Origin of the sequence: Rhizobacter sp. SG703 (genome assembly GCF_012275445.1) — a bacterium.
In the GTDB taxonomy this organism is placed as follows: domain Bacteria; phylum Pseudomonadota; class Gammaproteobacteria; order Burkholderiales; family Burkholderiaceae_C; genus Rhizobacter.
On sequence record NZ_JAAZQK010000006.1, the window covers coordinates 221,868 to 247,796 of the forward strand.

The 25,929-nt window shown below is 69.4% G+C and carries 28 protein-coding genes; 11 read left to right on the plus strand and 17 right to left on the minus strand.

Annotation, left to right across the window (positions count from 1 at the left end; all coding sequences use genetic code 11):
* Nucleotides 1-183: 183 nt before the first annotated feature.
* From FHT26_RS14285 to FHT26_RS14295, 3 genes are all read right to left on the minus strand, one after another.
* Nucleotides 184-1,083 carry a lytic transglycosylase domain-containing protein gene (locus FHT26_RS14285; protein ID WP_168560785.1) on the minus strand — a complete coding sequence of 300 codons (900 nt, stop codon included), beginning with the start codon at nucleotides 1,081-1,083 and terminating at the stop codon, nucleotides 184-186.
* A 91-nt stretch (nucleotides 1,084-1,174) separates the two neighbouring features.
* Nucleotides 1,175-1,864, minus strand: coding sequence for a DUF6515 family protein (locus tag FHT26_RS14290; RefSeq protein ID WP_168560786.1), 690 nt, complete (start codon nucleotides 1,862-1,864; stop codon nucleotides 1,175-1,177).
* A 101-nt stretch (nucleotides 1,865-1,965) separates the two neighbouring features.
* Nucleotides 1,966-3,432, minus strand: coding sequence for a sigma 54-interacting transcriptional regulator (locus tag FHT26_RS14295; RefSeq protein WP_168560787.1), 1,467 nt, complete (start codon nucleotides 3,430-3,432; stop codon nucleotides 1,966-1,968).
* Between the two features lie 159 nt (nucleotides 3,433-3,591).
* Here FHT26_RS14295 and FHT26_RS14300 point away from each other — a divergent pair, with 159 nt between their 5' ends.
* The 10 genes from FHT26_RS14300 (at nucleotide 3,592) to FHT26_RS14345 (ending at nucleotide 11,956) form a co-directional block, all read left to right on the plus strand.
* Nucleotides 3,592-4,296, plus strand: a complete 705-nt coding sequence (locus FHT26_RS14300) for a GntR family transcriptional regulator (RefSeq protein WP_168560788.1) — start codon at nucleotides 3,592-3,594, stop codon at nucleotides 4,294-4,296.
* Nucleotides 4,289-5,596, plus strand: coding sequence for a malonyl-CoA decarboxylase (locus FHT26_RS14305; protein WP_168560789.1), 1,308 nt, complete (start codon nucleotides 4,289-4,291; stop codon nucleotides 5,594-5,596). Before FHT26_RS14300 ends, FHT26_RS14305 begins: the two co-directional genes overlap by 8 nt.
* A gap of 70 nt (nucleotides 5,597-5,666) precedes the next feature.
* A complete protein-coding gene (locus FHT26_RS14310) occupies nucleotides 5,667-6,668 on the plus strand; it encodes a Bug family tripartite tricarboxylate transporter substrate binding protein (RefSeq protein WP_168560790.1) in 1,002 nt (333 codons plus the stop codon).
* A 10-nt stretch (nucleotides 6,669-6,678) separates the two neighbouring features.
* Complete coding sequence (locus FHT26_RS14315; RefSeq protein ID WP_168560791.1) at nucleotides 6,679-7,467, plus strand: enoyl-CoA hydratase-related protein; 789 nt, start codon at nucleotides 6,679-6,681, stop codon at nucleotides 7,465-7,467.
* A 35-nt stretch (nucleotides 7,468-7,502) separates the two neighbouring features.
* Complete coding sequence (locus FHT26_RS14320) at nucleotides 7,503-9,071, plus strand: malonate--CoA ligase (RefSeq protein WP_168560792.1); 1,569 nt, start codon at nucleotides 7,503-7,505, stop codon at nucleotides 9,069-9,071.
* Between the two features lie 186 nt (nucleotides 9,072-9,257).
* Nucleotides 9,258-10,103, plus strand: a complete 846-nt coding sequence (locus FHT26_RS14325; protein ID WP_168560793.1) for a cytochrome c — start codon at nucleotides 9,258-9,260, stop codon at nucleotides 10,101-10,103.
* A gap of 108 nt (nucleotides 10,104-10,211) precedes the next feature.
* Nucleotides 10,212-10,745: an RHS repeat-associated core domain-containing protein gene (locus FHT26_RS29525; RefSeq protein ID WP_349238160.1), complete on the plus strand. Its 534-nt coding sequence runs from the start codon at nucleotides 10,212-10,214 to the stop codon at nucleotides 10,743-10,745.
* Nucleotides 10,724-11,068 (plus strand): hypothetical protein, encoded by a 345-nt coding sequence (locus FHT26_RS14335; RefSeq protein WP_168560794.1) that lies wholly within the window; start codon nucleotides 10,724-10,726, stop codon nucleotides 11,066-11,068. The genes FHT26_RS29525 and FHT26_RS14335 overlap by 22 nt, the downstream gene beginning before the upstream one ends.
* Nucleotides 11,069-11,129: 61 nt before the next feature.
* Nucleotides 11,130-11,726, plus strand: coding sequence for a hypothetical protein (locus FHT26_RS14340; protein WP_168560795.1), 597 nt, complete (start codon nucleotides 11,130-11,132; stop codon nucleotides 11,724-11,726).
* Nucleotides 11,723-11,956 carry a cysteine-rich CWC family protein gene (locus tag FHT26_RS14345; protein ID WP_168560796.1) on the plus strand — a complete coding sequence of 78 codons (234 nt, stop codon included), beginning with the start codon at nucleotides 11,723-11,725 and terminating at the stop codon, nucleotides 11,954-11,956. Before FHT26_RS14340 ends, FHT26_RS14345 begins: the two co-directional genes overlap by 4 nt.
* A 42-nt stretch (nucleotides 11,957-11,998) precedes the next feature.
* Here the strand turns inward: FHT26_RS14345 and FHT26_RS14350 are convergent, their stop codons facing one another.
* From FHT26_RS14350 to FHT26_RS14385, 8 genes are all read right to left on the minus strand, one after another.
* A complete protein-coding gene (locus FHT26_RS14350) occupies nucleotides 11,999-12,631 on the minus strand; it encodes a PEP-CTERM sorting domain-containing protein (protein WP_168560797.1) in 633 nt (210 codons plus the stop codon).
* Nucleotides 12,622-13,296 (minus strand): PEP-CTERM sorting domain-containing protein, encoded by a 675-nt coding sequence (locus FHT26_RS14355; protein WP_168560798.1) that lies wholly within the window; start codon nucleotides 13,294-13,296, stop codon nucleotides 12,622-12,624. Before FHT26_RS14355 ends, FHT26_RS14350 begins: the two co-directional genes overlap by 10 nt.
* 137 nt (nucleotides 13,297-13,433) lie before the next feature.
* Complete coding sequence (locus FHT26_RS14360) at nucleotides 13,434-15,113, minus strand: MFS transporter (RefSeq protein WP_168560799.1); 1,680 nt, start codon at nucleotides 15,111-15,113, stop codon at nucleotides 13,434-13,436.
* A gap of 165 nt (nucleotides 15,114-15,278) precedes the next feature.
* On the minus strand, nucleotides 15,279-15,923 hold the full coding sequence (locus FHT26_RS14365) for a 2-hydroxychromene-2-carboxylate isomerase (RefSeq protein ID WP_168560800.1): 645 nt from the start codon (nucleotides 15,921-15,923) through the stop codon (nucleotides 15,279-15,281).
* A complete protein-coding gene (locus tag FHT26_RS14370) occupies nucleotides 15,920-16,126 on the minus strand; it encodes a DUF1289 domain-containing protein (RefSeq protein ID WP_168560801.1) in 207 nt (68 codons plus the stop codon). The genes FHT26_RS14365 and FHT26_RS14370 overlap by 4 nt, the downstream gene beginning before the upstream one ends.
* Nucleotides 16,126-16,644 (minus strand): peroxiredoxin family protein, encoded by a 519-nt coding sequence (locus tag FHT26_RS14375; RefSeq protein WP_168560802.1) that lies wholly within the window; start codon nucleotides 16,642-16,644, stop codon nucleotides 16,126-16,128. Before FHT26_RS14375 ends, FHT26_RS14370 begins: the two co-directional genes overlap by 1 nt.
* Nucleotides 16,645-16,697: 53 nt before the next feature.
* The gene (locus FHT26_RS14380) at nucleotides 16,698-17,210 is read right to left on the minus strand and encodes a YbaK/EbsC family protein (protein WP_168561027.1); all 513 of its coding nucleotides are present in this window, start codon (nucleotides 17,208-17,210) and stop codon (nucleotides 16,698-16,700) included.
* 88 nt (nucleotides 17,211-17,298) lie between these two features.
* Nucleotides 17,299-18,222, minus strand: a complete 924-nt coding sequence (locus FHT26_RS14385; RefSeq protein WP_168560803.1) for a hydroxymethylglutaryl-CoA lyase — start codon at nucleotides 18,220-18,222, stop codon at nucleotides 17,299-17,301.
* A 105-nt stretch (nucleotides 18,223-18,327) separates the two neighbouring features.
* On the opposite strand from FHT26_RS14385, the gene FHT26_RS14390 reads away from it, so the two are divergent.
* A complete protein-coding gene (locus FHT26_RS14390) occupies nucleotides 18,328-18,762 on the plus strand; it encodes a hypothetical protein (RefSeq protein ID WP_168560804.1) in 435 nt (144 codons plus the stop codon).
* A 70-nt stretch (nucleotides 18,763-18,832) separates the two neighbouring features.
* Here the strand turns inward: FHT26_RS14390 and FHT26_RS14395 are convergent, their stop codons facing one another.
* The 6 genes from FHT26_RS14395 to FHT26_RS14420 form a co-directional block, all read right to left on the minus strand.
* Nucleotides 18,833-20,827, minus strand: a complete 1,995-nt coding sequence (locus FHT26_RS14395) for an acetyl/propionyl/methylcrotonyl-CoA carboxylase subunit alpha (RefSeq protein ID WP_168560805.1) — start codon at nucleotides 20,825-20,827, stop codon at nucleotides 18,833-18,835.
* A 16-nt stretch (nucleotides 20,828-20,843) separates the two neighbouring features.
* Complete coding sequence (locus FHT26_RS14400) at nucleotides 20,844-21,998, minus strand: dienelactone hydrolase family protein (RefSeq protein ID WP_168560806.1); 1,155 nt, start codon at nucleotides 21,996-21,998, stop codon at nucleotides 20,844-20,846.
* Complete coding sequence (locus FHT26_RS14405; RefSeq protein WP_168560807.1) at nucleotides 21,995-22,621, minus strand: DUF4126 domain-containing protein; 627 nt, start codon at nucleotides 22,619-22,621, stop codon at nucleotides 21,995-21,997. The genes FHT26_RS14400 and FHT26_RS14405 overlap by 4 nt, the downstream gene beginning before the upstream one ends.
* A gap of 7 nt (nucleotides 22,622-22,628) precedes the next feature.
* A complete protein-coding gene (locus FHT26_RS14410; protein WP_168560808.1) occupies nucleotides 22,629-23,420 on the minus strand; it encodes an enoyl-CoA hydratase/isomerase family protein in 792 nt (263 codons plus the stop codon).
* Nucleotides 23,421-23,478: 58 nt separating this feature from the next.
* Complete coding sequence (locus tag FHT26_RS14415) at nucleotides 23,479-24,114, minus strand: DUF4410 domain-containing protein (RefSeq protein WP_168560809.1); 636 nt, start codon at nucleotides 24,112-24,114, stop codon at nucleotides 23,479-23,481.
* Nucleotides 24,115-24,246: 132 nt separating this feature from the next.
* The gene (locus FHT26_RS14420; protein ID WP_168560810.1) at nucleotides 24,247-25,854 is read right to left on the minus strand and encodes a carboxyl transferase domain-containing protein; all 1,608 of its coding nucleotides are present in this window, start codon (nucleotides 25,852-25,854) and stop codon (nucleotides 24,247-24,249) included.
* Between the last annotated feature and the right edge of the window lie 75 nt (nucleotides 25,855-25,929).

Here is a 25,929-nt window from a genome sequence, read left to right on the forward strand (position 1 = left end):
ATTGGAATGGTGATGCGCGTGCCCCCGTACAGCGCAAGCGACGTGCCAGTCGTGGGCGAGGCGTTCAAGCCGTTGATCGGCAAGGACTTTGCGTTGCGGGCCTCGGGTTGTCCCCAAGGGCGGCTTGTTCAGCGGGCAGACAACCCAAGTGTCCGGATTCCAACCACGTGCCTGGATTCCGGGCTACAGGCGGCGCATCAGGGCGAGTTGCGGCGACGGGTCGGTGACCGTGGTGTCGAACGGGTGCGTCAGCATGCGCGACGACTTCAGGATGCGGCTGACGTAGCCCAGTGTCTCGGCATACGGCGGCACGCCGCGGTAGCGGTTCACCGCGCCTTCGCCGGCGTTGTAGGCGGCGGCCACCAGCGTCACGTCGCCGCGGTAGTAGGCGAGCAGCCAGCGGATGTACGCGAGCCCGCCGCGGATGTTCTGCGCCGGGTCGAACGGCCGCTTCACGTTGAAGCGGGCCGCGGTCTCCGGGATCAGTTGCATCAGGCCCTGCGCGTTCTTCGGCGACTGCGCGACCACGTCGAAATTCGACTCGACCTGGATGAACGCGAGTGCGAGCTGCGGGTCGACGCGGTACTCCGGCGCGATGGTCTTCACCAGGTCGACGATGTACTTCGGGCCGTTGCTGCGCAGCTCGGCGGCAGGCGCCGCGACGGCGGGCGTGGCCTGCACCGCGGCCGCCACCACCGGCGCGGGCGGGCGCATGCAATCGGGCAGGTCGGGGCCGGGCTGGCCGACGCGCTCCAGCATGCGCACCGCCTGCGGCAGGCCCTGCTCGGCGGCGGCGTGGAAGAAGAACGACGCGGTCGCGTCGTTGCGCTCGATGCCGCGGCCGTTGGCGTACATCCACGCGAGGTTGTATTGCGATTCGGCATCGCCCTGGCGCGCGGCCTGGCAGTAGAGCTGCGCGGCGCGCGCCGGATCGCGCGGCACGCCTTCGCCGTTCTCGTAGGCGATGGCCTCCTCGCGCGCCAGGCGGACCAGCAGGTCATCCGACGCGGGCGCCTCGGCCTGCGCCCTCGCCGTGCCGACGAGGCCACAGAGCAGAAACAGCAGGAGGACGGGCAGGCGCATCGGTCGGGCGAGAGAGGGCGGAGCCGAAACTTAACGGCCCCGCTGCCTGCCCACAACCGCCCAGCCGAGGGGGTCGTGCCGCTGGGTTACGTCATCTGACGGTGTAGCCGCGACCGTCCATGCAGGCGGCCACCGCGCGCTGGAAGACGGAGGCATCGGCCATCGCCGCCGGCTGCGTGGTCGCCCAGCGGTTGCACTCCTGGCGGTCGGCTTCGGTCTGCGCCGGGCTCTGGCCGTTGCGCGGGTAGAGGATCGGGTCCGGTTCGGGTTTCGGCGGCGGCGGGGGTGGCGTGGGCTGTGCCACGTCGGCCCCGGGCGGCGGCTCGACGACGGCGTAGCCGCCCGGCGCGGTGGCGTAGTAGGCGCCATTCGCGTAGTAGTACGGCGCACCGCCGATGTAGAGCGTGGTGTAGGCCGGCGGCAGCAGCGGCACGACGATGCCGATCGGCGGCGCGATCACGACGTAGCGCGGGCCGTACGGGCGGAACCAGACGCCGCCCTGGTAGAAGTAGCTGCCGCCGCGGAACCCGATGCTGATGCTGCCGCCCGGCAGCGCCGCCGCGACGTAGCCGCGCGACGGGTAGTAGTGGTCGTGGTGGTAGCGGTTGTCGAACTGCCAGTGCGGGGAGCGGTAGCCGGGTGCCGGGCCCGGCCGGCCCGGGCCGCCGTGGCCATGGCGCTCCTGGGCCAGCGCGCCCACCGACATGCAAGCCAGCACGAGGCCGGCGGTCACAAGCTTCTGCAGCGTCTTCATCGCGAGGTCCTCCTTGGACGTGTCCATCGTCGGATGTGCCCGTGTCGCACGGGTTGCCCGCATGCAAAGATTCGTAGCCCGGATGCCCATCCGGGATGTGGCGGACGAATCCCGGATTGGCGTCCGGGCTACAGGTGCGGCAGCTTCTCGTACAAGGTTGCCCGCGAGATCCCCAGCAGCCTTGACGCCGCGAGCTTGTTGCCACCAGTCGCCGCGAGCGCCTCGCGGATCGCGCGGCATTCCAGTTCGGCGATCGCCTGCGGCAGCGACTTCGGCGTCGATGCGCCCGCCGCCACCGGCAGCGGTTCCACCGCCGCCTCGATCGCCGGTCCGCTGCCGCCGTCCTGCGCCTCCACATGCCTGAAATGCCCCGCGGTCAGCGTCATGTCGTCGGTCATCAGCGTGGCCTGCTCCAGCACGTTGCGCAGCTCGCGGATGTTGCCCGGCCAGCGGTGGCGCGCCAGCAGCGCCAGCGCGTCCGGCTCCAGGCTCTTGTGCGGCAGCCCGCTGCGCCGCGCGATGTCGTCGGCCAGCGCCTCGATCAAGGCCTCCAGGTCGGCCATGCGTTCGCGCAGCGCCGGCAGCCGGATCGGCAGCACATTCAATCGGTAGAACAGGTCGGCGCGGAAGCGGCCGTCGGCCACCATCGCCGGCAGGTCGCGGCTGGTCGCCGCGATGATGCGCACGTCCACCCGCTGCACCGTGTTGCTGCCCAGCGGCTCCACCTCCTGCTCCTGCAGCACGCGCAGCAGCTTCGACTGCAACGCGAGCGGCATGTCGCCGATCTCGTCGAGGAACAGCGTGCCGCCATCCGCCAGCTTGAACTTGCCGTCGCGGCCCTTGCGGTCGGCCCCGGTGAACGCGCCGGGCGCAACGCCGAAGAACTCCGCTTCGAGCAGGCTGTCGGGCACCGCGGCGATGTTGACGCCGACGAAGGCGCGCGCCGCCCGCCCGCTCGCCGCATGGATCGCATGCGCCAGCAGCTCCTTGCCGGTGCCGGTCTCGCCCAGCAGCAGCACCGTGCTGTCGGTCTGCGCGACGCGCCTGGCCTGGCGCTTGACCTCCATCGCCTGCGGGCTCGCGCCGATGAAGCTCGCCACCGTGAACTTCGGCCGGCGCTGCGCGGCAAGCTGCCGGCGCGCATCGTCGAGCTCGCGCTGCAGGTGGCTGAACTTGGTGATCAGCGGCTGCATCGTCGTCTCGGGGTGGTCGAGCAGCACCATGCCCATCGCGCCGATCACCTCGCCGTGCTCGTCGCGCAGCGGCAGCCGGCTGACGAGGAAGGTGCCGGCCTGGTTGGTCAGCAGGTCCACCAGCATCGGCTGACCGCTGTCGATCACGTGCGCCATCAGCGTGTTCGGCACCACCTCCTCGACGAGGCGGCCGACGAAGTCGTCCTCCGCATGGCCGAGCGCCGGCAGGAAGCGCTTGTAGCCCTCGCTGATCCACACGATGCGGTGCCGGCGGTCCACCACCAGCGTGCCCATCGCCGTGCGCGCGAGCGTGTCGAACATGCTGCGCGCCGCCAGCTTCAGCAGCGCGTCGGCATCGGCCGGCAGGGTCGGCGGTGTCAGGAATTCGGGGGTGTCTGGCACGCGGACACTGTAGCGAGCACGCCGCGCCGCGCACTCAGGGTTTGTCGCGTGGCAGGCATCGATTTCAACGTTCTGCTCGCTGACCCCTTGTAATTATGAATTACTGGATTTAGAGTGAACCGAACTGCCACACCGTGGCGGCCCACCGGTGAGCCCCTGATGGTCGATCCGACACCCCTGCGTCCGGCATCGCTTCACGAAGAAGTGGCCGCTCGCCTGCGTCACATGGTGTTCGAACGCCAGCTGGTGCCCGGGCAGTGGATCGACGAGCTCGCACTGGCCCACGACTGGAAGATCAGCCGCACGCCGCTGCGCGAGGCGCTGAAGGTGCTGGCGGCCGAGGGGCTGGTCGAACTGGTGCCGCGCCAGGGCTGCAAGGTGACCGAGCTGTCGGAAGACGATGCCGACGAGCTGTTCCCGGTGATGGCGCTGCTCGAAGGCCGCTGCGCGTTCGAGGCGGTGCGCAAGGCGACGCCGGCCGACATCAAGCTGCTGCAGCGCCTGCATGCCGCGCTCGAGAAACACGCGGCGGCGCACAACATCGACGGCTACTACCGCGCGAACCACGACTTCCACAGCACGGTGCAGGCGCTGGCCGCCAACCGCTGGCTCGACCGCGCCACCACCGACCTGCGCCGCTTCGTGCGGCTGCTGCGCGGGCGCCAGCTGAACCGGCCGGGGCGCATCGAGGAATCGATCGGCGAGCACCGCCGGCTGATCGACGCGATCGAGCAGCGCGACGCCGCCCGCGCCGAGCAGCTGATGCACGACCACCTGATGGCGCAACTCGCGGCGCTGAAGGCGCTGCGCGCCGACGAGGCCTCCCGGGAGGCCTTCCTCGATCCGGGACAACACCATGCTTGAGAGCCTGAAGAACGCCGCGCGCCGCGCCGGCAACGACCGCGCATTGCGCAGCCTGATGCTCGACTGCCGCCGCCTGCTCTCCGAACGCGGCGAGGCCAACAGCGTGGCGATCGCACGCGGCCTGGTCGCGCGCTTCAGCAACCTGCCCGACGACCAGCAGGCCGGCTTCTTCGAGCGGCTGTCGCGCGATTTCAGCCCCGACCCGAAGGCAGTGCTGGCGGTGGCGCAGGCCTATGCCGACGAGCCGTCGGCCGACAACCTGATCCGCCTGACCCACCTGGCCGAGCCGCCGCGCCAGGAGCTGCTGCGCCGCATCAACCGCACGCCGGGCGGCACCGCGCACATCGTCGCGATGCGGCGCAAGCTGCTGGCCCGCGTGAAGGCGCAGCCGGAGCTGCGCGCGCTGGAGGCCGATTTCCTGCACCTGCTGTCGTCGTGGTTCAACCCCGGCTTCCTGCAGATGCAGAAGGTCGACTGGGGCTCGCCCGCGCAGTTGCTGGAGCAGATCATCCACCACGAGGCGGTGCACGAGATCGACGGCTGGGACGACCTGCGCCGCCGGCTGCAGCCGGATCGCCGCTGCTTCGCATTCTTCCACCCGCAGCTGCCCGACGAGCCGCTGATCTTCGTCGAGGTGGCGCTGCTGCCGGAGATGCCGGGTGCGATCGCGCCGCTGATCGACAAGAACTCGCAGCCGCTGCCGCCCGACCAGTTCAAGGTGGCGGCGTTCTACTCGATCAGCAATTGCCAGCCGGGGCTGAAGGGGGTGTCGCTCGGCAACTTCCTGATCAAGCGCGTGGCCGAGCAGCTCAAGCGCGAGCTGCCGCAGCTGAAGACCTTCTGCACGCTGTCGCCGATCCCCGGCTTCGCGACCTGGCTGGTGCGCCGCGACGACCTGGCCGCACTGCCCGGCCTGAAGCGCGGCGAGGCCGAGCGGCTGGCGCAGGCGCGCGAACTGCTCGACGAAGCCAGCGGGGGCGACCTGGCAGCGCTCGCCACCGCGGCCACGCTGGACGGCCTGGCCGAGGCCGAACGCGAGGCGCTGGCCCGCCTGTGCGCCGCCTACCTGGTGCACGTGTCGACCACGCCGGGCGGCGATGCGGTGGCCCGATTCCACCTCGACAACGGCGCACGGCTCGAACGGCTCAATCCTTCGGGTAACCTGTCGCGCAAAGGACTCAAGCAATCGTTCGGGATGATGGTCAACTACCTCTACGACCTGCAGAAGGTCGAGACCAGCCACGAGAAATTCACGCAGGGCGACGTGGCGCATTCGCGCGCCGTGGCCGCCCTGCTGTAGGAAGCCACGAGCTTCTGACCCTGGGCCGCTGCGGCCCGCCTTGCTTCACATTCAACGACCGGGAGACAACATGAGCTTCGAATCACGACGCGCGCCGACACGACGAGATGTTCTTCGCACCGGCGCCGCCGCGGCGGCCACGCTGGCCGTGCCGTTCGCCGGCGCGCAGGGCGCCTGGCCGAACAAGCCGGTCACGGTCATCGTTCCCTTCCCCGCCGGCGGCGGCACCGACGCATTCGCGCGCCCGCTGTTCGGCCTGATGAGCAAGAACGCCGGCAAGCAGTTCCTGATCGACAACAAGGGCGGCGCGGGCGGCAACGTCGGCGCCACCGTCGCGTCGCATGCGGCGGGCGACGGCTACACCTTCTTCATGGGCGCGGTGCACCACACGATCGCGCCGTCGATGTACCCGAAGCTCGACTACAACATCGAGACCGACTTCATCCCGGTGGGCCTGATCTCCAGCGTGCCGCAGGTGATCGTGGTCAACCCGCAGCGCGTGCCGGTCACCGACCTGAAGGGCCTGCTGGAGTACGCACGCAAGAACCCCGGCAAGCTGAACTACGGCTCGGCCGGCAACGGCACCTCGCACCACCTGGCCGGCGAGTTGTTCAAGCTGCAGACCAAGACCTTCATCACGCACATCCCGTACCGCGGCGCGGGCCCGGCATTGCAGGACCTGATCGCCGGCCAGGTCGACATGATGTTCGACGGCCTCGGGTCGTCGGCCAACCACATCAAGGGCGGTCGCATCAAGGCGCTGGCGGTCGCGTCGGAACGGCGTGCACCGGGCTTTGCCGACGTGCCGACCTCGACCGAAGCGGGCCTGCCGACCTACCAGGTCGCGACCTGGTACGGCCTGTGGGCGCCGAAGAACACGCCGAAGGAAATCGTCGAGGCGATGCGCGCCGAGATGAAGAAGGCGCTGACCTCGGACGAGCTGGTGAAGGCCTGGAACGGCCTCGGCGCCGAGACGCCCAACCTGTACGGCGACGCCTTCGGCAAGTTCGTCAACGGCGAGATCAAGCGCTGGGCCGACGTCGTCAAGGCCTCCGGTGCCAAACTCGACTGACGAGGCGCGCGTGCCCGGTTCCATCACGCTGAGCCATGACGAACCCGGCATCGCCCGGGTCGCCATCGCGAACCCCGGCAAGCACAACGCGATCGACATCGCGATGTGGCAGGCGCTGCGCGACGTGTTCGTGCGGCTGCAGGCGCAGGACGCTGCGGATGCGCCGCATGCGGTGATCGTCTGCGGCGCCGACGGCCAGTTCGCATCCGGTGGCGACATCGGCGAGTTCGCGCAGTTCCGCTTCGACGAGCAGCGGCTGCACGATTTCCACGAGCACACCGTCGCGCCGGCGCTGCAGGCGCTGCTCGACTGCGACATTCCGGTGATCGCGCAGATCGAGGGCGCGTGCGTCGGCGGCGGGCTGGAGATCGCGGCCTGCTGCGACATCCGCATCGCCGGCATGGGCAGCCGCTTCGGCGCGCCGATCGCGAAGCTCGGTTTCCCGATGGCGCCCGGCGAGCTGCAACTGCTGGCGCGCGTGGTGCCGGCGCCGACGTTGCGCGAGATGCTGCTCGAAGCGCGCCTCGTCGACGCGACGCTCGCGCTGCAGCGCGGCCTGGTGCATGCGGTGGTGGCCGACGAGCAGGTCGCGACGCACGCGCTGCAGCGCGCCCGCGCGCTCGCGGCGCTGTCGCCGCAGGCCGCGCGCATCAACAAGCGCACGCTGCGCCAGCTGGCCGCCGGCGGGCCGAGCGCCGACGAGCGCCGCGCGCACTACGGCTATGCCGACAGCCCCCAACACCGTGAAGGCATCCAGGCCTTCATCGAGAAGCGACCGCCGCATTTCCAGCGCGGCTAGGGCTTGCTGACAAGAGATATCCCCGAGGAGGTTCGATGCGTAGTGCCACACCTGCTGCCGATGGCGGCCAACACAATCTGTTCGCCGCGTTGCGCGCGGCCTTTCCCGCCGACCTCGACGCGACCGCGATCGAGGTGGCCGACGGCGATGCGCCGCTGAGCTACTCGTGGCGCGACCTCGACCGCGCGACCGCGATGCTCGCGAACCTGCTCGACTCGCTGGACCTGCCGGCCGGCAGCCGCATCGCGGTGCAGACCGAGAAGTCGGTCGAGGCGCTGATGCTGTACCTCGCGGTGCTACGCGCCGGCTTCGTCTACCTGCCGCTCAACACCGCCTACCAGGCGGCCGAGATCGAGTACTTCATCGGCAATGCCGAACCGGCGGTGGTGGTGTGCGCGCCGAAGCACTTCGGCTGGGTCAGCAAGCTGGCGTTCAAGGCCGGCACGCGCCATGTGTTCACGCTCGGCGACGACCGCAGCGGCAGCCTGCTGGAGCGGGCCTCGCACCAGGGCGACCGGCACGAGCCCGCGCTGCGCGGCGCCGACGACCTGGCGGCCATCCTGTACACCAGCGGCACCACAGGGCGCAGCAAGGGCGCGATGCTGACGCACGGCAACATGCTGAGCAATGCGCGCACGCTGAAGGCGTACTGGGGCTGGCAGCCCGGCGACGTGCTGGTGCATGCGCTGCCGATCTTCCATGTGCACGGCCTGTTCGTCGCGATCCACGGTGCACTGCTGAACGGCAGCAAGATGATCTGGCTGGCGAAGTTCGACCCGAAGCGGGTGCTGGCCGCGCTGCCGCACGCGACGGTGTTCATGGGCGTGCCGACGCTCTACGTGCGGCTGCTGGCCGAGCCGGGGCTCACGCGGGCCGCCTGCTCGGGCATGCGCCTCTTCGTCGCCGGCTCGGCGCCGCTGCTGCCGGAGACTTTCAACGCCTGGCGCGAGCGCACCGGGCAGGCCATCCTCGAGCGCTACGGCATGAGCGAGACGGTGATGCTGACGTCCAACCCGTACGACCCGGCCGACGGCGAGCGCCGCGCCGGCACGGTGGGCTTCCCGCTGCCCGGCGTGCAGCTGCGGGTGCGCGACGAGCAGGGCCGCGAATGCCCGCGCGGCGAGATCGGCGGCATCGAGGTGAAGGGCCCGAACGTGTTCGCCGGCTACTGGCGCATGCCCGAGAAGACGAAGGAAGAATTCACCGACGACGGCTGGTTCAAGACCGGCGACGTCGGCCGCATCGACGAGCGCGGCTACGTCTGCATCGTCGGGCGCAGCAAGGATCTGATCATCAGCGGCGGCTACAACGTCTACCCGGCCGAGATCGAGGGCTACATCAACGACATGCCGGGCGTGGCCGAGAGTGCGGTGGTCGGCGTGCCGCACCCCGACTTCGGCGAGGCGGTGGTCGCGGTGGTGGTGCCTCAAGCCGGTGCTCAGCTCGACGGCGCGGCGATCGCCGCGGCGCTGAAGTCGCAGATCGCGAACTTCAAGGTGCCGAAGCTGGTCGAGCTGGTGCAGGAATTGCCTCGCAACACGATGGGCAAGGTGCAGAAGAACCTGCTGCGCGAACGGCACAAGGGCTTGTTCGCCGCCGGCTGACTGGTGGCGCGAACGGCGTAAGCAGATGCGTCGCGTGTGAGGGCGCGCAACGCGACTGACACGCTGCGGCACCCTGGCGGGCGCGAATGGTCGCTTACCTACCCGGTCCTACGGGGAACGGGGGTTTCAGCACCGGTGGCAGGGCGCTTGCAGGGTTCTGCGTTCACGCTCACCGGGAACGCTGTCATGTCCTCCTCGATCCTTGCCCGCACTGCCCTCGTTGCCGCCCTGGCGATGACCGCATTCGCCGCCCATGCGAACGACAACCCGGCCACCGGCAAGCTGTTGTTCGAGGACACGATGAACCAGACCGGCCTGTCGTTCACCGGCAACTGCACCAGCTGCCACACCAACGTGCAGAACCGCCGGGCCGAGATCTATTTCAAGACCGGCGGCGGCTCGCGCGACCCGTTCGCCGCGATCGATGCCGAGACCGCGCTGAACCGCATCGGCTATGCGCTGAACAACGTCAGCGCGATGAAGCAGTTCCAGGTGCTGGAAGCGGAGCAGCTGACCGACCTCGCCGCCTTCATCGCCGACACGCCGAAGACCAGCGACACCGCGCTGAGCTTCTCGGCCAGCGCGGTCAACACGCCGACGGTGTCGCAGAACCTCGACCTGCGCAACGGCGTGACCTTCGGTCAGGTCACGGTGGACAGCGTCGCGATCGGCGGCACCGGCGCGGCGCGCTTCACGCTGAAGAGCGACACCTGCACCGCGCAGAAGCTGGCCGCCTCGGCCACCTGCCGGGCCACCATTTCGTTCAGCGCGGCCGACACCGCGGGCTACAGTGCAACGCTGACCCTGACGATGCACCAGGGCAGCTCCACCACCAAGTTCACGCGAACCGTCGCGCTCGACGGCGCGGTCGGCGTGGTGACGCCGCCGCCGAGCGGGGGCAATGGCGGCGGCGGCAGTGGTGGTAGCAGCAACAGCGATGAAGGCGGCGGCGCGCTCGGCTTCGGCTGGCTCGGTGGTCTCGCGCTCGCGACGGCCTTGCTGCGGCGCCGGCAAGGGCGCGCGACGCGCTGAAGCCGTTGCGCGACGAGAGTCCGCATTGACCTGTGGCAGATCGACACGACCACGATTTCAGGCGTTGACCCTGCGAAATCCCGATTCCTAGACTGGCGGTCCTTCTGGATTCGACAGGGAGTCGACGATGAAACAGCAGCACACGCTCAGCGGTTTCCTGACCGCAGCGGCCCTGGTGGTTGCTCAGGTCACGCGGCCGGGCGGTATGTACAGAGCGACCCGCTCGGCCTGGCGGGAGGTAGTCCGTCGACATACACCTATGTCGATGGCAATCCGCTGAGCTTCGTCGACCCGAACGGCCTCGATCCTTGGAGCAACAGCATGTGCCTGCCAACCCATGTCCACATTGAGCAAAGGACCGGAAACGACAAGGACGGGCCCACGTGGGGCGCTGCCGGACTGCTCACCAACGAGTCTCCGGAGTCGCCCGTCCTGATGACATTTCCCGCGAACTCGTTTCCCGACGTGAGCTATGGCAGCCCGGGCATCGTCGACGGCACCTGCTTCGGCAGGCACGGTCCACGCGCGCACGGCTTTCCGAGTGTCGGAAGTCGTGGCCCCGGTATCGTCCTGGCATCGCTTCGGTCAACGCCAGCCTCTCAGCACACTGGGAAACGCAGATGGCTGCACTCGGTCGATTGATCGAGACGTGCCAGCGCGACGCGATGGCTCTCTCCGTCACGCTGTTGGACACCACGAACCTGGAGGCGCTGGAAGGCCATGCTGCATCGCTCGAGCTGGCCATGGGGCGATGTCCCGAAGACCTCCTCCCGATGGTCCCGCTCCGTCACGTCCCCCGGCTGTGCTCGGTCAGTTCCTTTGAAGATGCGCATCCCGAGCGTGACCCCGCACCTGAACTCCGAGAACGCGTCGCTCGACTCGAACGCTCACCCCGGTTGATGGCCGGTGATCGCGGCCAAGCCTGCGTGGCCTCGTATGCGCGCGCGCTTCAAGAGCGTCGCTGACGCTCGGCAAGACGTCAGTCAGCGGCATGGCTGTGAGGAGATCTCGCGGAGTGATGGGAAAATGATCCGTCGAAGCGCACTGGCTGGCTTGGCGCTGTGCCTCATCGGCATGGCACTGGGCTTGTGCGCGCCCCTCTTCAATCACACCCCGTCGACACCCCAGCTGCCAACCGCCGAGCCTGATGACCGCCTTGCCCTGTTGCGCAGCCGGGCGGCGGCCGGCGACAACAAGGCTCGCATGGATCTGTCCGTGCTGCTTGGCGATTCCGGAGAGGGAAGGCTGCACCTCGCAAGGGTCGCGGCCGATGGCCATCCACCGGCAATCGTTGCAATGGCACTCGGTGAGATCAACGGGGGCACAGGTGCGTCGACGGCGACTCGCCCTCGCCTGGAGGCGTTGGCGATGAAGGGCTACTATCCGGCCATCCTGCTGCCCACGTCATGCCTCGCAAACGGGCATTGCGGACCTGCAGCGCATGCAGAAGCCGGCATGTGGTCCCTGGTTTCGCACCGACTGGTTGATGCCGGAAAGCTCCAATCCAACCTGCTGACAGACTACGAAGCCGCGCTTCGACAGCAGCTCGACGCTTCGCAAGCCGAAGCATCCTCTCGCCGCGCCGCCAGCATTGCCGCAAAGATCGAGCAGGTCTCGTCATGACACCAAGCACCAGTTCTGGCGATGTGGACCTCAACAGCGCCTGCCCGCGCTGCCGGCAGCCGTTCCGCTGCGGCGTCGGCGATGCCACCCCATGCGCCTGCAGCACGCTGCAGCTGACCGATGAACTGCACGCCCGGCTCGCCGCGCGCTACGACAGCTGCCTGTGCATCGCCTGCCTCGTCGAACTCTCGACGATGGCGCCACCCGACCTCGACCCGCCGGCCCCATGAACAGCGCGTGCCGTGGCGACACGGCCCGCGCGCTTGATTCCGTCAGGCCCGTCGCCTCGCAAACGCCAACCCGGCCAAGCCGACGAGCATCAATGCCGCTGTCGCGGGCTCCGGCACCGGGCTGACGGACAGGCTGGTGACCTGGGCGGACAACACCGTCGACGTGTGGAAGATGTCCTGGATCGAGAAGTAGCCTTGCGTCCAACCACCCGACAGCCAGCTGTTGGTCGGCAACGCGCTGCCCGAGAACGATGTGTCCGGCCCGCGCAGGTCGAGGTAGTAGGACACCCCCAAGGTCATCTGCAGGAACGAGACGCTGTCCGTCGTCGGCCCCGTCCACGTCGTGTTGTCGATGACCTCGATGGCCCGGAATCCCTTCGAAACGTCGGGAGACCCCGACGGGAACTGCAGACGGGTGTCGCCCGTGCGGGCGGTGTAGAAGTAGTCGGTGCCCGACTCGCCCTGGAGGTACCGTGGATCGACCGGCTGGCTCGTGAAGCTCGCCGGATCGCGGTCGAAGACATAGTGGCCGCTGATGACGCTGCCCACCGGCGCGTAGCCTGCCGTGTCGAGCCACACCGTGGCAGTGAAATCCAGCGCCACCTGCTCGGCGCGGACGCTGGCCGGAAGCAACGCGACGATGGCGATCGAGGTGCAAAGCGCTTTCAACGACATGGGACCCCCTCCAGAAGAGTGTTGTTCGGCACGGCCCGCCGCCTTGCCAGCCACAGGCCGGCAACGCCTGCCAGCATCAGGATCGCTGTCGCCGGCTCCGGCACCGGGCTGACGGACAGGCGGGTCACCACGGCAGACAGCACCGTTGAACCGTGGAACGCGTCGTGCATCGTGAAGTACCCCTCGGTCCAGCCGCTCGACAGCCAGCCATTGGCGGGAAACGCCGTTCCGATGAACGAGGTGTCGGGGCCGAACAGCGCCAGCTCATAGGTCACGCCGTTGGTCTTCTGCATGAATGAGATGCCGTCCACCACCGTGCCGTCCGACCATCTCCAGTTGTCGTAGACCGCGACGCTGCGGCCCCCGCGCGCGAGGTCGGGCGAGCCCGACGGGAACTGCAGCCAGTTCTCGCTCGCGGGGTCGATGTAGAGATGGTCGGTGCCGGCCGTCGCGTCGAGAAACCGCGGATCGATCGGCTGGCTCGTGAAGCTCGCGGGATCGCGGTCGAAGACGTAATGGCCGGTGATGACGCTGTCGACAGGCGCATGACCCGCGGCGTCGAGCCGGACGGTGGCCGCGAAATCCACGGCCGTCTGCTCGGCGCGGACCCCCGCCGGAAGCAACACGCAGACCACCACGGCCGTGCAAAGGGCCTTCAGTGACATCGAACACCTCCCCGACATTGTTGGTCGGCGCAGTGTAGGGAGCCCTGCGCCGGCTGTCGAGATCGAGGCGGCCACCCAAGAAAAAGGCCGGCAGGGACCACCCTGCCGGCCTCGCCTGGTTCAATTTGCGCGCGCGATCAATCGCTCGCGTAGATGTCCACGTCCTTGGTCTCCTTCACGAACAGCATCCCCACCACGAAGGTGATCGATGCGAACACGATCGGGTACCACAGGCCGTTGTACATGTTGCCGGTCTGCGCGACGATCGCGAGCCCGGTGGCCGGCAGCAGCCCGCCGAACCAGCCGTTGCCGATGTGGTACGGCAGGCTCATCGAGGTGTAGCGGATGCGCGTCGGGAACATCTCGACCAGCATCGCGGCGATCGGGCCGTAGACCATCGTCACGTAGATCACCAGCAACGTCAGGATCGCCACCAGAGTCCACCACTGGCCGCTCATGAACGAGATCGGCTTGGCCTTCGCCGGGTAGCCGTGCTCCTTCAGCGCCGCCGACACCTCCTTCTTGAACGCCGCGTCCTTGGCCTTGGCTTCGTCGGCCGGCAGGCCCTTCGACGCGAAGGATTCGATCGTCTTGTCGCCGATCGTGATCTTCGCCGGGCCGGTGCCGGCCACGTTCTCGTAGCTCACCGAGCCGGCCGCCAGCACCTGCTTGGCGATGTCGCACGAGCTGGTGAACTTGGCGACGCCGGTCGGGTTGAACTGGAACGAGCACTCCGACGGGTCGGCCGTCACCGTGACGCGGGCGCTCTTCTGGGCCGCCGCGAGTTCGGGGTTGGCCGTCTCGGTCAGCGCCTTGAACAGCGGGAAGTAGGTCAGCGCCGCGATCAGGCAGCCGGCCATGATGATCGGCTTGCGGCCGATCTTGTCCGACAGCGAACCGAAGACGATGAAGAACGGCGTGCCGATCAGCAGCGCGGCCGCGATCAGCACGTTGGCCGTCGCCCCGTCGACCTTCAGCGCGCCGGTCAGGAAGAACAGCGCATAGAACTGGCCGGTGTACCAGACCACCGCCTGGCCCATCGTCAGCCCGACCAGCGCCAGGATCACGATCTTCAGGTTCTTCCACTGGCCGAACGACTCGGTCAGCGGCGCCTTCGAGGTCTTGCCCTCTTCCTTCATCTTCTTGAAGGCCGGCGACTCGTTCATCGACAGGCGGATCCAGACGCTGACGGCCAGCAGCAGGATCGAGACCAGGAACGGAATGCGCCAGCCCCAGTCGGCGAAGGCCTCTTCACCGATCCAGGTGCGCGTGCCCAGGATCACCAGCAGCGACAGGAACAGCCCGAGCGTCGCGGTGGTCTGGATCCACGAGGTGAATGCACCGCGCTTGCCGTGCGGCGCGTGCTCGGCCACGTAGGTGGCGGCACCGCCGTACTCGCCGCCGAGCGCCAGGCCCTGCAGCAGCCGCAGGCCGATCAGGATCACCGGCGCGGCAACGCCGATCGAGGAATAGGCCGGCAGCACGCCGACGATGAAAGTCGACAAGCCCATGATCAGGATCGTCACCAGGAAGGTGTATTTGCGCCCGATCATGTCGCCCAGCCGCCCGAACACCAGCGCGCCGAACGGCCGCACGATGAAGCCGGCGGCGAACGCCAGCAGCGAGAAGATGACCTGCGAGGCCGGGTCGAGGTTCGAGAAGAACTGCTTGCCGATGATGGCCGCGAGCGTGCCGTACAGGTAGAAGTCGTACCACTCGAACACGGTGCCGAGGCTGGACGCGAAGATGACCTTGCGCTCCTCCGCCGTCATGGGCGCCGCGGGATTGCGTGCCGGTTTGGCCACTGCAGTTGCCATTGGAATGTCTCCTTGTCGTCAGACTCCCTGCCGAACGGCGGGGCGTGCCGCATCTTCCCGACGCCCTCTGACCCATCCCTGACACCAAGCTGAACGCCGGCTGACAACTTCAGTGACAACCCTGACGAATCGTTTCTCATTGCGGGAAACGAGGGATGTCCCGACCTAGGGCTTACGCTGAATTCCTGACGGCTGCCGCGCCGCGACGTCCCACGCCGGCCCGTCGAACCACGGATCGCCGGCGAGGTAGCCCTGCAGCAGCTCCAGCCCGTCCAGCCCCCAGAACAGCCGACCGTCGACCTCGACGGTCGGCACGCCGAAGAGGCCGAGCGCCGCGGCCCGCGCGGTGGCGGCCTTCAGCGCCGCCTTGACCTCGTCGCCCTGCGGATCGAGCCCCGGCTGCAGCCGCTGCGCGAGCTCGCCCAGCCGCTGCGGGTCGTTCGCATCGGCGCCGCCGCGCCACACGTGGTGCATCAACTGCTCGCAGACCCAGCGGTTCGGCGTGTCGAACGGGCCGCGGCAGGCCAGCCCGAGCCGCAGCAGTGCCAGCGGGTTGAACGGATGCTGAGCCGGCAATTGCATCGGGATGCCGTGCCGGTGCGCGAGCCACGCGACCTGCCGGTAGGTCCAGTCGCGTTTCGGGCCGATCTCGGCGGGGCCCTTCTGCCCCCAGTGCGCCAGCAGCCCGGCGAACAGCACCGGTTGGTAGACCACCTCGACACCGTGCCCCTGCAGCACCTGCGGCAGGCGCTCGAACGCGAGGTACGCGTACGGTGAGATCACGTCGAACCAGAACCGCAGCTGCTTCATCGCGATCGCTCCCCATCGACGGCGGACGCCTGCGCCTTGCGCAGGTCGATCGCCTGCCAGACCTGCCGCTTGCCGTCGTCGTCCAGCGTCGACCAGGCCGCGATCTCGTCGATCGTGCGCCAGCAGCCGCTGCACAGCCCGCTGGCCGCGTCCATCCGGCAGACGTTCACGCAGGGGCTCGGGACGGCGGCCGCGTCGTTCATCAGGTCAGCACCAGTTCGGCGATGTCGTCCCACAGCGACGCATCGATGCGCCCGCGCACCTGCTTCACCTCGCGGTGCTGCTTGTCGAGGATGAACGACGTCGGGGTCTGCGCCATCGCGCCGAAATCGTCGCGGTGGGTCGCATCGGCGCGCCACAGCATCGGGAACTGCTGCTTCATCGGCACGACGCGGTTCAGGATCGCGTCGTACTCGCGCACCGCCGACAGGCTGCGGTCGAGGCTCACGGCCACCAGCTGAAACGGCTTGTCGCGCCAGGCTTCGTAGTTCGCGCGCAGCTCGGGCATCTTGTCGCGGCACACCGGGCAGTCGGTCGACCAGAAGAACACCAGCAGCGCCTTGCCGAGGTCCTGCGACGATTCGTAGCGCCGGCCCTCCAGCGTGTTGCCGGCCACGGCATGGACCGGCGCCGGCGCGGCGCGCAGCGGCAGCGCGGTGCCGAGCGCGGCCAGCGTGGTGGCCGACAGGAAGGAACGGCGATCGATGATGCGAGACGTCATGGCGCGGCCTGCGGAAGTGGAGTTGTCGCTTGGTCGCGCGGGCCGGTGGAGCATTACGCCGCCGGTGCGGCCGGCGTGACGTGTGCAACGTCTTGCGTGACGTCGGCCACCGGCGCCTGCGTCAACCCCTGCAGCTCGGCCGGGCTCAGCCGGAACACGCCTTTCGGATGCCCGGCCGCCGCCCAGATCTCGTCGAAGCGCAGCAGTTCGCGGTCGATCAGCGTCACCGGCGTGTTCGCATGCCCCACCGGCGACACGCCGCCAATCGTGAAGCCGGTGCGCGCCTTGACGAAATCGGCATCGGCACGGCCCAGCGCGCCGGCCAGCGCCGCCACTTTCTTCTCGTCGACGCGGCGGTCGCCCGAGGTCACGACCAGCACCGCGACGTCGTCGGCCCGGCGCCGGAAGATCACGCTCTTCGCGATCTGGCCGAGCTGCACGCCCAGCGCATCGGCCGCCTCCTGTGCGGTGCGGGCGTTCACCTGCAGCAGGATCGGCGCATGCGGGTGGCCGAGCGTGCCCAGCACCGCGCTGACGTGGCGGAAGCCGTCGGGCAGGTCCTGCATCATGACGACCCCTCGCTCGATGGGTACATCGATCGATCCCCCGAGGGGATGCGGGCCGGCTTGGGAGCGGCCCGGCGCTCGGCCCGCTTCATGCCTTCGCCTCCGCCGCGGCCGCCCGCTTCGCCAGCAGGGCCTTGCCGGCGCGCGACACCGGCGCGCGCCCCAGCACCTGCGAGATGTAGTTGCCGGCGTCGACCAGCGCATCGAGGTCGATCCCGGTGTCGATGCCCAGCCCGTCCAGCATGAACAGCACGTCTTCGGTCGCGACGTTGCCGGTCGCGCCCTTCGCATACGGGCAGCCGCCCAGCCCGGCCGCGCTGGCGTCGAAGGTGTGCACGCCCATCTCGAGGCTCGCGTAGATGTTGGCCAGCGCCTGGCCGTAGGTGTCGTGGAAATGCCCGCTCACCTCCACCAGCGGGTAGTGGCGCAGCGCGCGTTCCAGCGCGGCCTGTGCCCGCTTCGGCGTGCCGACCCCGATGGTGTCGGCCACGCCGCAGTGGTCGACGCCGATGCCGCGCATCAGCCGCACGACGCGCTCGACCTCGTCGGGGCTGACCTCGCCCTGGTACGGGCAGCCGAGCGCGCACGAGATGGCGCCGCGCACCTTGATGCCGTTCGCGTGCGCTGCGTCGACCACCGGGCGGAAGCGCTCGATGCTCTCTTCGATGCTGCAGTTGATGTTGCGCTGGCTGAAGGCCTCGCTGGCGGCGCCGAACACGACGATCTCGTCGGGCTTCGTCGCGAGCGCCGCCTCGAAGCCGCGCAGGTTCGGCGTCAGCACCGAGTAGCGCACGCCGGGTTGGCGCCGCAGGCCGGCCATCACCTCGGCGTTGTCGGCCATCTGCGGCACCCACTTGGGGCTCACGAAGCTGGTGACCTCGATCTCGCGCAGCCCGGCCGCCTGCAGCCGGTGCACCAGCTCGATCTTGTGCGCGGCGGCTACCTGCTTCGCTTCGTTCTGCAATCCATCGCGTGGACTGACGTCGACCAGCGTGACGTGGGTTGGAATCATGACTTATGTCTCGATTGGAAGAACCGCGTGCGGCAACCCCCTTTGTCCGGGGATGGCGAGCCGTGCGGGGTCTGTCGAAGATACCCGAACTGACTGGAGCACGTCGTGTCCACACCCACCGAACTGCGCATCGCGACCCGAATCCACTTCGGCCTGAAGCAATGGCTCGGTGAAGGCATCGACGTCGAGGCGATGCTGCGGCAGCCCGACGAAGCGCGCGAGATCCTGTTCGTGTGCCAGGCGTCCGGCAACGCCGACCTGCAATCGCTGGCGCGGCAGTGGCTGGCAGCGAGCGGGGAGCGCAAGAAGGCGTCCCGGCCGCGCCCCGCGCAGCCGGCAGAACAGAAAACTGCGCCAAAGACCCCGCAGAAGCCCGCCGCGACGCGCGCTTCTGCCAAGCAGGACCTGGCCTGGGCCCGCGACACCAGCGGCTTCGGCGTCACCCAACCGGCCGAGTTGTCGCCGCCGGAGCCGGACACCACCGGCGCCCGTTGGCACAAGCCGTCGAGCTGGCTGCGCATCGGATCTGGCCGCCACTGAACGTCGGCCTGCAAACACTCCCCCGTTCGGGCTGAGCCTGTCGAAGCCCATCGCACACAAGCCGTTCAGGTTACTGAAGGCGCAACAACTCGCCGCCTTCGCCGACCTGGTCACCGGCCGCATAGAGCAGCTCCTGCACCGTGCCGTCGCGCGGCGCGGTGATGGTGTGCTCCATCTTCATCGCCTCCAGCACCGCCAGCGGCTGGCCTTGCCTGACCTGGTCGCCCACCTTCGCGAGGAAGGCCACCACCTTGCCCGGCATCGGCGCGCTCAGCCGGCCGCCTTCGGCCGCGCCGTCGCCGGCATGCGCCAGCAGGTCGACCTCGCCCGCCAGCGCCGAGCCCTCGGGCGCGAACACCGCAATGCGCTCGCCCACCGCATACACCGCCAGCACCCAGCGGCGCCCGCCGATCACCACCACGTGGCGTTGCGCCGACAGCGACTGCGCCGAGAACGCATGCCGCTCGCCGCCGACCGCCAGCGTCATCGCGCTGCGGTGGTTGCGCTCCAGCATCACCGTGTGGTGCGTGCCCTGCAGCTCGATGTCGAAGCGCCGCTGCGCGCCGCCGTGCAGCCGCCAGCCGTCGCGCCGCGACCACGGGTCGTCGGTCTGCAGCGCGGCCTCGGCCGCGATCGCGTGCGCGACGACGCCCGCCGCGACGCAGGCCAGCGGCAGCGGCGGCGCCTCGAACAGCGCGACGCGCTCGCGTTCGATCAACGCGGTGTCGAGGTCGGCCGTCGCGAACGACCGGCTGCCGACGACCCGCCGCAGGAACGCGACATTGGTGTGCAGCCCGACGATGTGCGTCTGGGCGAGCGCCGCATCCAGCCGCGCCAGCGCCTGCGCGCGATCGGCGCCCCAGACGATCAGCTTGGCGATCATCGAGTCGTAGTAGGGCGAGATCGCGTCGCCTTCGCGCACGCCGGCATCGAGCCGCAGCTCGCCGCGCTCGAACTCGGCGGCGGTGTCCGGCGTGCGGAACACCTGCAGCGTGCCCGTGGCCGGCAGGAACTGCGCATCGGGGTTCTCGGCGCACAGGCGGGCCTCGATCGCATGGCCATGAATGCGCAATTGCTCCTGCGCCAGCGGCAGCGGCTCGCCGGCCGCAACGCGCAACTGCCACTCGACCAGGTCGAGACCGGTGATCGCCTCGGTCACCGGGTGCTCCACCTGCAGCCGGGTGTTCATCTCCATGAAGTAGAAGCGCAGGTCGCCATCGGCCGCGGGCTCGGCAATGAACTCGACGGTGCCCGCGCCGACGTAGCCCACCGCCTGCGCCGCCGCGACCGCGGCCCGGCCCATCTCGCGGCGCCGCGCCTCGGTCATGCCGGGTGCCGGCGCTTCTTCCAGCACCTTCTGGTGGCGGCGCTGCACCGAGCAGTCGCGCTCGAACAGGTAGACGCAGCGGCCGTGCGCATCGGCGAAGACCTGGATCTCGATGTGGCGCGGGCGGGTCACGTAGCGCTCGACCAGCACCGCGTCGTCGCCGAAGCTGTTGATCGCCTCGCGCTTGCACGAGGCCAGCGCGTCCTGGAAGTCGGCCGACGCCTGCACCGCGCGCATGCCCTTGCCGCCGCCGCCGGCGCTGGCCTTGATCAGCACCGGGTAGCCGATGCGGTCGGCCTCGCGCTGCAGTAGCTGCGGGTCCTGGTCCGCCCCGTGGTAGCCGGGCACCAGCGGCACGCCGGCCTCGGCCATCAGCCGCTTCGATTCGGCCTTCAGCCCCATCGCCTGGATCGCCGACGGCGGCGGGCCGATGAAGACCAGCCCGGCGTCGGCGCAGGCCTGCGCGAACTCCTCGTTCTCGCTGAGGAAGCCGTAGCCCGGGTGGATGGCCTGCGCGCCGGTGGCCTGCGCGGCCGCGATGATGCGGTCGCCGCGCAGGTAGCTGTCCTTCGGCGCCGGGCCGCCGAGGTGCACCGCCTCGTCGCAGGCCTGCACGTGTTTCGCATGCGCATCGGCGTCGGAGTACACCGCCACGGTGCGGATGCCGAGCCGGCGCGCGGTGGCGGCGACGCGGCAGGCGATCTCGCCGCGGTTGGCGATCAGGATCTTCGTGAACATGTTGTCGTCTCCGGAATCAGGGCGTCCACACCACGTCGTTGTCGACCGCGTACAGCTTGCAGGGCTCGCCCTTGCGCTGGCAGAAGCCCAGGGCACGGCCGAGGGCCCAGTCGCCGCTGGCGGTGCCGGCTGCACCTTTGGGACCGACGGCATAGGCGCGCGGCAGCTTCGAGGCGAGGAACTTGCGGTAGTGGCCTTCGCGCGTCGCGGCATTGACCGGCACCTTGTCGACCTCGTCGACGGCGGCGAACCCCGACGCCGGCGGGCGCGCGATCGTGCCCGGCTTGTCGAAGCCCAGCTTCGCCAGGAAGGCCTCGGCATACGGCACCCAGTGGTCCATGTCGAAGCCGACCGCGCCGTGGCCGTTCTGGCCGGCCGCCGCCAGCGTGTGGAACTCGGCCTGGCCGCCGCCGGCGGTCCAGGCCTCGTGCCAGCGGCGCGGCACATCCGGCCCCCAGTAGAGGTCGTTCTCCCAGTAGAGCCACAGCATCGGTGCCGTCGCGCTGCGCGCCTGGTCCTTCCACAGCAGCTCGATCTGCTGCGGGCTGCAGGGGTTGCGCGGGCGGCCGTCCGGATCGCCACCGCTGCCGCCCGAGAAGTTGATCGCACCCACCAGGCCGGGCGGGTGCCGCGACACGGTGGCGACCGCCGTCAGGCCGCCCGCCGACTGGCCCATCACGAGCCAGCGCGAGGTGTCGACGTAGGGCAGCGTCTTCGCGAAGGCCAGCGTAGCCATCACCTGGTCGGCCACCGCGACGGCCATCGGCCCGGGCCGCCGCGACTGGCAGGTGCCGGTGTCCTCCGGGTCGAAATCGCCATAGGTGTCGGCGTAGCCCACGCGCGTCGGCAGCAGCACCGCGAAGCCCTTGCCGACGAGGTAGCGCGACAGCCACTCGTAGCGCTGGCGGCCTTGCGCCGATCGCTTCTCGGCCGTCGCGCGGCCGTGGTTCATGATGACGAGCGGAAACGGCCCGTCGCCTGCCGGGCGGAAGATCATCACCGGGATCTGCCGCGTCTGCTGCTTGCCGTACAGGTCGGTCACGGTGACGCCGATGAACTGCGTCTCCTCGCGCAAGTCCTTCAGCACGGCCGCCTCGTCCGAGGCCTGCGCACCGGCACGAGCCGCCGACAGGCCCAGCCACAGCGCAACGATGAACCAGCGCACGGTCATGAACCCTCCCCGGCAGCACCGGCGGTGCCGCGCGTCATTGAAGAAAAGCGGCGCACCAGCTGCCGCAGGAACTTCGCCAGCACCCACACCAGCGCCGCCGACACCGCGAGCGCGAGCACCAGGAACGCCGCCAACACCAGTGGATGCGTCCACGACAGCCACAGCACCGCCGGCACCAGGCCATCGCCGAGCAGCGACAAGCCGATATTCGAGAACGGTTCGGGCGAGGTGTTGACCGCCGCGCGCGTGGTGGCTTTCGCGACGTGGCTGCTGGCCGCCAGCCCGCCGCCCAGCACCGCGGCGATGCCGGCCCAGGTCGCCTGGTCGGCGCCGAACACCGCAGCGGCGAGCGCCGCACCGGCCGGAATGCGCAGCACCGTGTGCAGCACGTCCCACAGGCTGTCGACGCCGGGGACCTTGTCGGCGAAGAACTCGACGCCCAGCATCAGCCCGCTCGCACCCAGCATCAGCGGGTGCTGCAGCAGGCGCAGCCCGTGCGGCAGATCGACCCAGCCAAGGGCCCCGGCGGCGCCGGTCAGGAACAGCACCGCGTACAGGCGCAGCCCGCTGGCCCAGCCGAGCGCGGCGGCGATCGCGAGCAGTTGCGGCGTGTCGAGGTTCATGGCGGGGTCAACCCGGCTCCAGCCACGACGGCTTGCGCTTGCCGAGGAACGCCTGCACGCCGTCACGGCCTTCGTCGCTCGCGCGGATGTCGGCGATGCGGCGCGCGGTGTCCTCGCGCAGCGCCGCGGTGATCGGCTGGCCGGCGATGTCCTGCACCAGCCGCTTGCAGGCGCGTGCCGCCATCGGGCCGTTGGCGACCAGTGCGGCGACGATCTCATCGACCTTGGCATCCAGCGCGTCGGCCGTGCAGACCTCGTGCACGAAGCCGAGCGCATGCGCCTGCGTGGCCGTGAAGCGCTCGGCTGTGACCATGTAGCGCCGCGAAGCCTGCTCGCCCATCGCGCGGATCACGTACGGGCTGATGGTGCCGGGCAGCAGGCCCAGCTTGGCCTCGCTGAGGCAGAAGCCCGCAGCCTCCGACGCCACCAGCACGTCGCACACCGCGGCCAGCCCGACGCCGCCGGCATAGCAATCGCCGTGGATGCGGCCGACCACCGGCACCGGGCAGCTGTAGAGGGTCCACAGCATGTCCGCCAGCGCCTGCGCGTCGGCGCGGTTCTGCTCCCAGCTGTAGTCGGCCATCGCGCGCATCCACGCCAGGTCGGCGCCGGCGCAGAAGGCCTTGCCTTGGCCGCCGAGCACGATTGCGCGCAATTGGGTGTCGGCACCGAGTTGCGTGAAGGTCTCGCGCAATTCGGCGATCACCGCCTCGTTGAAGGCGTTGCGCACGTCGGGGCGGTTCAACCACACCGTGGCCACATGGGACGACGGGCGACGGATGTCGAGGGAGGCACTCATTTCGCCGCTCCCACACATCCCGCAGCCGGCTGCCATCCCGGCAGCCGGGTTTCAACGCTCAGCGCTGGGCGGTTGCCGCTGGTACCGGGGCGAGAGCCGCCGGAGAAGCGGTCGCAGGCGAGGCCTCGTCCACCGGCTTGACCGCGACGACCAGCTTCTCCAATTCCGCAACCGTCATCTCGGAGAACTTGTCGTAGAGCCAGTTCATGCGCAGGGCTTCCTGGCCGCCGCCCAGGCCGCCGAAGGCGTAGCTCGCCTCCACCTTGAAGCTGGCGACCGGCTTGCCGGTGGGGTCCAGCAGGCGGACCGTGCCATTCACATGGTCGTTGCCCGCCATGAAGCCGAGCAGGACGGCGGCGACCGACGAGCGCACCCGGATGTCGGTCACGGTGATCTCGACCTGGTGCGTCGCCGTCGGCCCGATGAGGCTCTTGTCCTCCAGGCGGCGCCGCATGTTCGCCGCCAGCTCGTCCCGGTTGAACTGGCGATTGTCTTCCTGCTGCTTGGTCGCCTCGGGCGACAGGCGCGCCACCACCTTCACCACACCCGGCACGCGTGCCGTCGTGGCAGCCTGCTGCTGCGGCTGCGCATCGTCGCGCTTGATCGTTCCTGCGCAGCCGGCCAGCATTGCCACCACCATGCCCGCGAACGCCATCCGCCATGCGCCCGAAGCGCACTTGTTCCACTCTTGCATCTCCAACCTCCGTGTTATTGAGCCGCGGATGGTAGGGACAGTTGGTGACGGCAAGCCGCGCATCCCCAATGAGAGGGAAACGATGCGTGCAAAACTGCGCGTGGTTTTGACATTCGCCCATCGCAGCCTCCGTCACATCCGGAACACGCCGAACTTCACGTCCGGGATCGGCGCGTTCAGGCTCGCGCTGATCGCGAGCGACAGCACGCGGCGGGTGTCGGCCGGGTCGATCACGCCATCGTCCCACAGCCGCGCGCTCGCGTAGTACGGGTGCGCCTGCTGCTCGAACTGGTCGAGCACCGGCTGCTTGAAGGCGGCTTCCTGCTCGGCGCTCCAGCTGCCGCCCTTGGCCTCGATGCCGTCGCGCCGCACGGTGGCCAGCACGCTCGCAGCCTGCTCGCCGCCCATCACCGAGATGCGCGCGTTCGGCCACATCCACAGCAGCCGCGGGTCGAACGCCCGGCCGCACATGCCGTAGTTGCCGGCGCCGAAGCTGCCGCCGATGATCACGGTGAACTTGGGCACCTGCGCGGTCGACACCGCCGTCACCATCTTCGCGCCATGCTTCGCGATGCCCTCGGCTTCGTACTTGCGGCCGACCATGAAGCCGGTGATGTTCTGCAGGAACACCAGCGGGATCTTGCGCTGGCAGCACAGCTCGATGAAGTGCGCGCCCTTCTGCGCCGATTCGGAGAACAGCACGCCGTTGTTCGCGACGATGCCCACCGGCATGCCGTCGATGTGCGCGAAGCCGGTGACCAGCGTCGTGCCGTAGCGCGCCTTGAACTCCTCGAACTCGCTGGCGTCGACGATGCGGGCGATGATCTCGCGCACGTCGAACGGCTTGCGGGTGTCGGTGGGAATGACGCCGTGCAGCTCGGCCGCGTCGAACAGCGGCGCGCGCGGCGCGATGCAGCGCAGCGGCACGTCCTTGCGCCAGTTCAGGTGCGCGACCGCGGTGCGCGCGATCGCCAGCGCATGCGTGTCGTTCTGCGCCAGGTGGTCGGCCACGCCCGACAGCCGCGTGTGCACGTCGCCACCGCCCAGGTCCTCGGCGCTGACGACCTCGCCGATGGCCGCCTTCACCAGCGGCGGGCCGGCCAGGAAGATCGTGCCCTGGTTCTTCACGATGATCGATTCGTCGCTCATCGCCGGCACGTAGGCGCCGCCCGCCGTGCACGAGCCCATCACCACCGCGATCTGCGGGATGCCCTGCGCGCTCATCTGCGCCTGGTTGAAGAAGATGCGGCCGAAATGGTCGCGGTCGGGGAAGACCTCGTCCTGGTTCGGCAGGTTCGCGCCGCCGCTGTCGACCAGGTAGATGCACGGCAGCCGGTTGGCCTGCGCGATCTCCTGCGCGCGCAGGTGCTTCTTGACCGTCATCGGGTAGTAGGTGCCGCCCTTCACCGTCGCGTCGTTGCAGACGATCATGCAGTCGACGCCCGACACCCGGCCGATGCCGGCGATCAGCCCGGCACCCGGCGCATCGTCGTTGTACAGGCCCAGCGCGGCGAGCGGCGCCACCTCGAGGAAGGGCGTGTCGGGGTCGAGCAGCATCTCGACGCGGTCGCGCGGCAGCAGCTTGCCGCGCGCCAGGTGCTTGGCGCGCGGGCCGTCGCCACCGCCCTGCGCGATGCGCGCGAGCTTCGCGTTCAGGTCGTCGACCAGCCCGCGCATCGCCGCGGCATTGGCCTTGAAGTCTTCCGAGCGGGGGCTGAGCTTGGACGCGAGGGCGGGCATGGAGTCTCCTGGGCGCGCGGTCGGCGCGCGCCGCGCTGGGCGAAGTCTAGGCCCGCCAGCATACGCAGCCACGGG

Coding starts and splice junctions, on each gene's coding strand:
- FHT26_RS14405 (WP_168560807.1), bottom strand. CDS start 22,621: ATGAACCTCGACACGCCGCAACTGCTCGCGATCGCCGCCGCGCTCGGC.
- FHT26_RS14375 (WP_168560802.1), bottom strand. CDS start 16,644: ATGACGTCTCGCATCATCGATCGCCGTTCCTTCCTGTCGGCCACCACG.
- FHT26_RS14310 (WP_168560790.1), top strand. CDS start 5,667: ATGAGCTTCGAATCACGACGCGCGCCGACACGACGAGATGTTCTTCGC.
- FHT26_RS14410 (WP_168560808.1), bottom strand. CDS start 23,420: ATGAGTGCCTCCCTCGACATCCGTCGCCCGTCGTCCCATGTGGCCACG.
- FHT26_RS14345 (WP_168560796.1), top strand. CDS start 11,723: ATGACACCAAGCACCAGTTCTGGCGATGTGGACCTCAACAGCGCCTGC.
- FHT26_RS14360 (WP_168560799.1), bottom strand. CDS start 15,113: ATGGCAACTGCAGTGGCCAAACCGGCACGCAATCCCGCGGCGCCCATG.
- FHT26_RS14365 (WP_168560800.1), bottom strand. CDS start 15,923: ATGAAGCAGCTGCGGTTCTGGTTCGACGTGATCTCACCGTACGCGTAC.
- FHT26_RS14300 (WP_168560788.1), top strand. CDS start 3,592: ATGGTCGATCCGACACCCCTGCGTCCGGCATCGCTTCACGAAGAAGTG.
- FHT26_RS14285 (WP_168560785.1), bottom strand. CDS start 1,083: ATGCGCCTGCCCGTCCTCCTGCTGTTTCTGCTCTGTGGCCTCGTCGGC.
- FHT26_RS14305 (WP_168560789.1), top strand. CDS start 4,289: ATGCTTGAGAGCCTGAAGAACGCCGCGCGCCGCGCCGGCAACGACCGC.
- FHT26_RS14380 (WP_168561027.1), bottom strand. CDS start 17,210: ATGCAGGACCTGCCCGACGGCTTCCGCCACGTCAGCGCGGTGCTGGGC.
- FHT26_RS14335 (WP_168560794.1), top strand. CDS start 10,724: ATGGCTGCACTCGGTCGATTGATCGAGACGTGCCAGCGCGACGCGATG.
- FHT26_RS14420 (WP_168560810.1), bottom strand. CDS start 25,854: ATGCCCGCCCTCGCGTCCAAGCTCAGCCCCCGCTCGGAAGACTTCAAG.
- FHT26_RS14340 (WP_168560795.1), top strand. CDS start 11,130: ATGATCCGTCGAAGCGCACTGGCTGGCTTGGCGCTGTGCCTCATCGGC.
- FHT26_RS14395 (WP_168560805.1), bottom strand. CDS start 20,827: ATGTTCACGAAGATCCTGATCGCCAACCGCGGCGAGATCGCCTGCCGC.
- FHT26_RS14355 (WP_168560798.1), bottom strand. CDS start 13,296: ATGTCACTGAAGGCCCTTTGCACGGCCGTGGTGGTCTGCGTGTTGCTT.
- FHT26_RS14400 (WP_168560806.1), bottom strand. CDS start 21,998: ATGACCGTGCGCTGGTTCATCGTTGCGCTGTGGCTGGGCCTGTCGGCG.
- FHT26_RS14385 (WP_168560803.1), bottom strand. CDS start 18,222: ATGATTCCAACCCACGTCACGCTGGTCGACGTCAGTCCACGCGATGGA.
- FHT26_RS14350 (WP_168560797.1), bottom strand. CDS start 12,631: ATGTCGTTGAAAGCGCTTTGCACCTCGATCGCCATCGTCGCGTTGCTT.
- FHT26_RS14415 (WP_168560809.1), bottom strand. CDS start 24,114: ATGCAAGAGTGGAACAAGTGCGCTTCGGGCGCATGGCGGATGGCGTTC.
- FHT26_RS14370 (WP_168560801.1), bottom strand. CDS start 16,126: ATGAACGACGCGGCCGCCGTCCCGAGCCCCTGCGTGAACGTCTGCCGG.
- FHT26_RS14325 (WP_168560793.1), top strand. CDS start 9,258: ATGTCCTCCTCGATCCTTGCCCGCACTGCCCTCGTTGCCGCCCTGGCG.
- FHT26_RS14320 (WP_168560792.1), top strand. CDS start 7,503: ATGCGTAGTGCCACACCTGCTGCCGATGGCGGCCAACACAATCTGTTC.
- FHT26_RS14290 (WP_168560786.1), bottom strand. CDS start 1,864: ATGGACACGTCCAAGGAGGACCTCGCGATGAAGACGCTGCAGAAGCTT.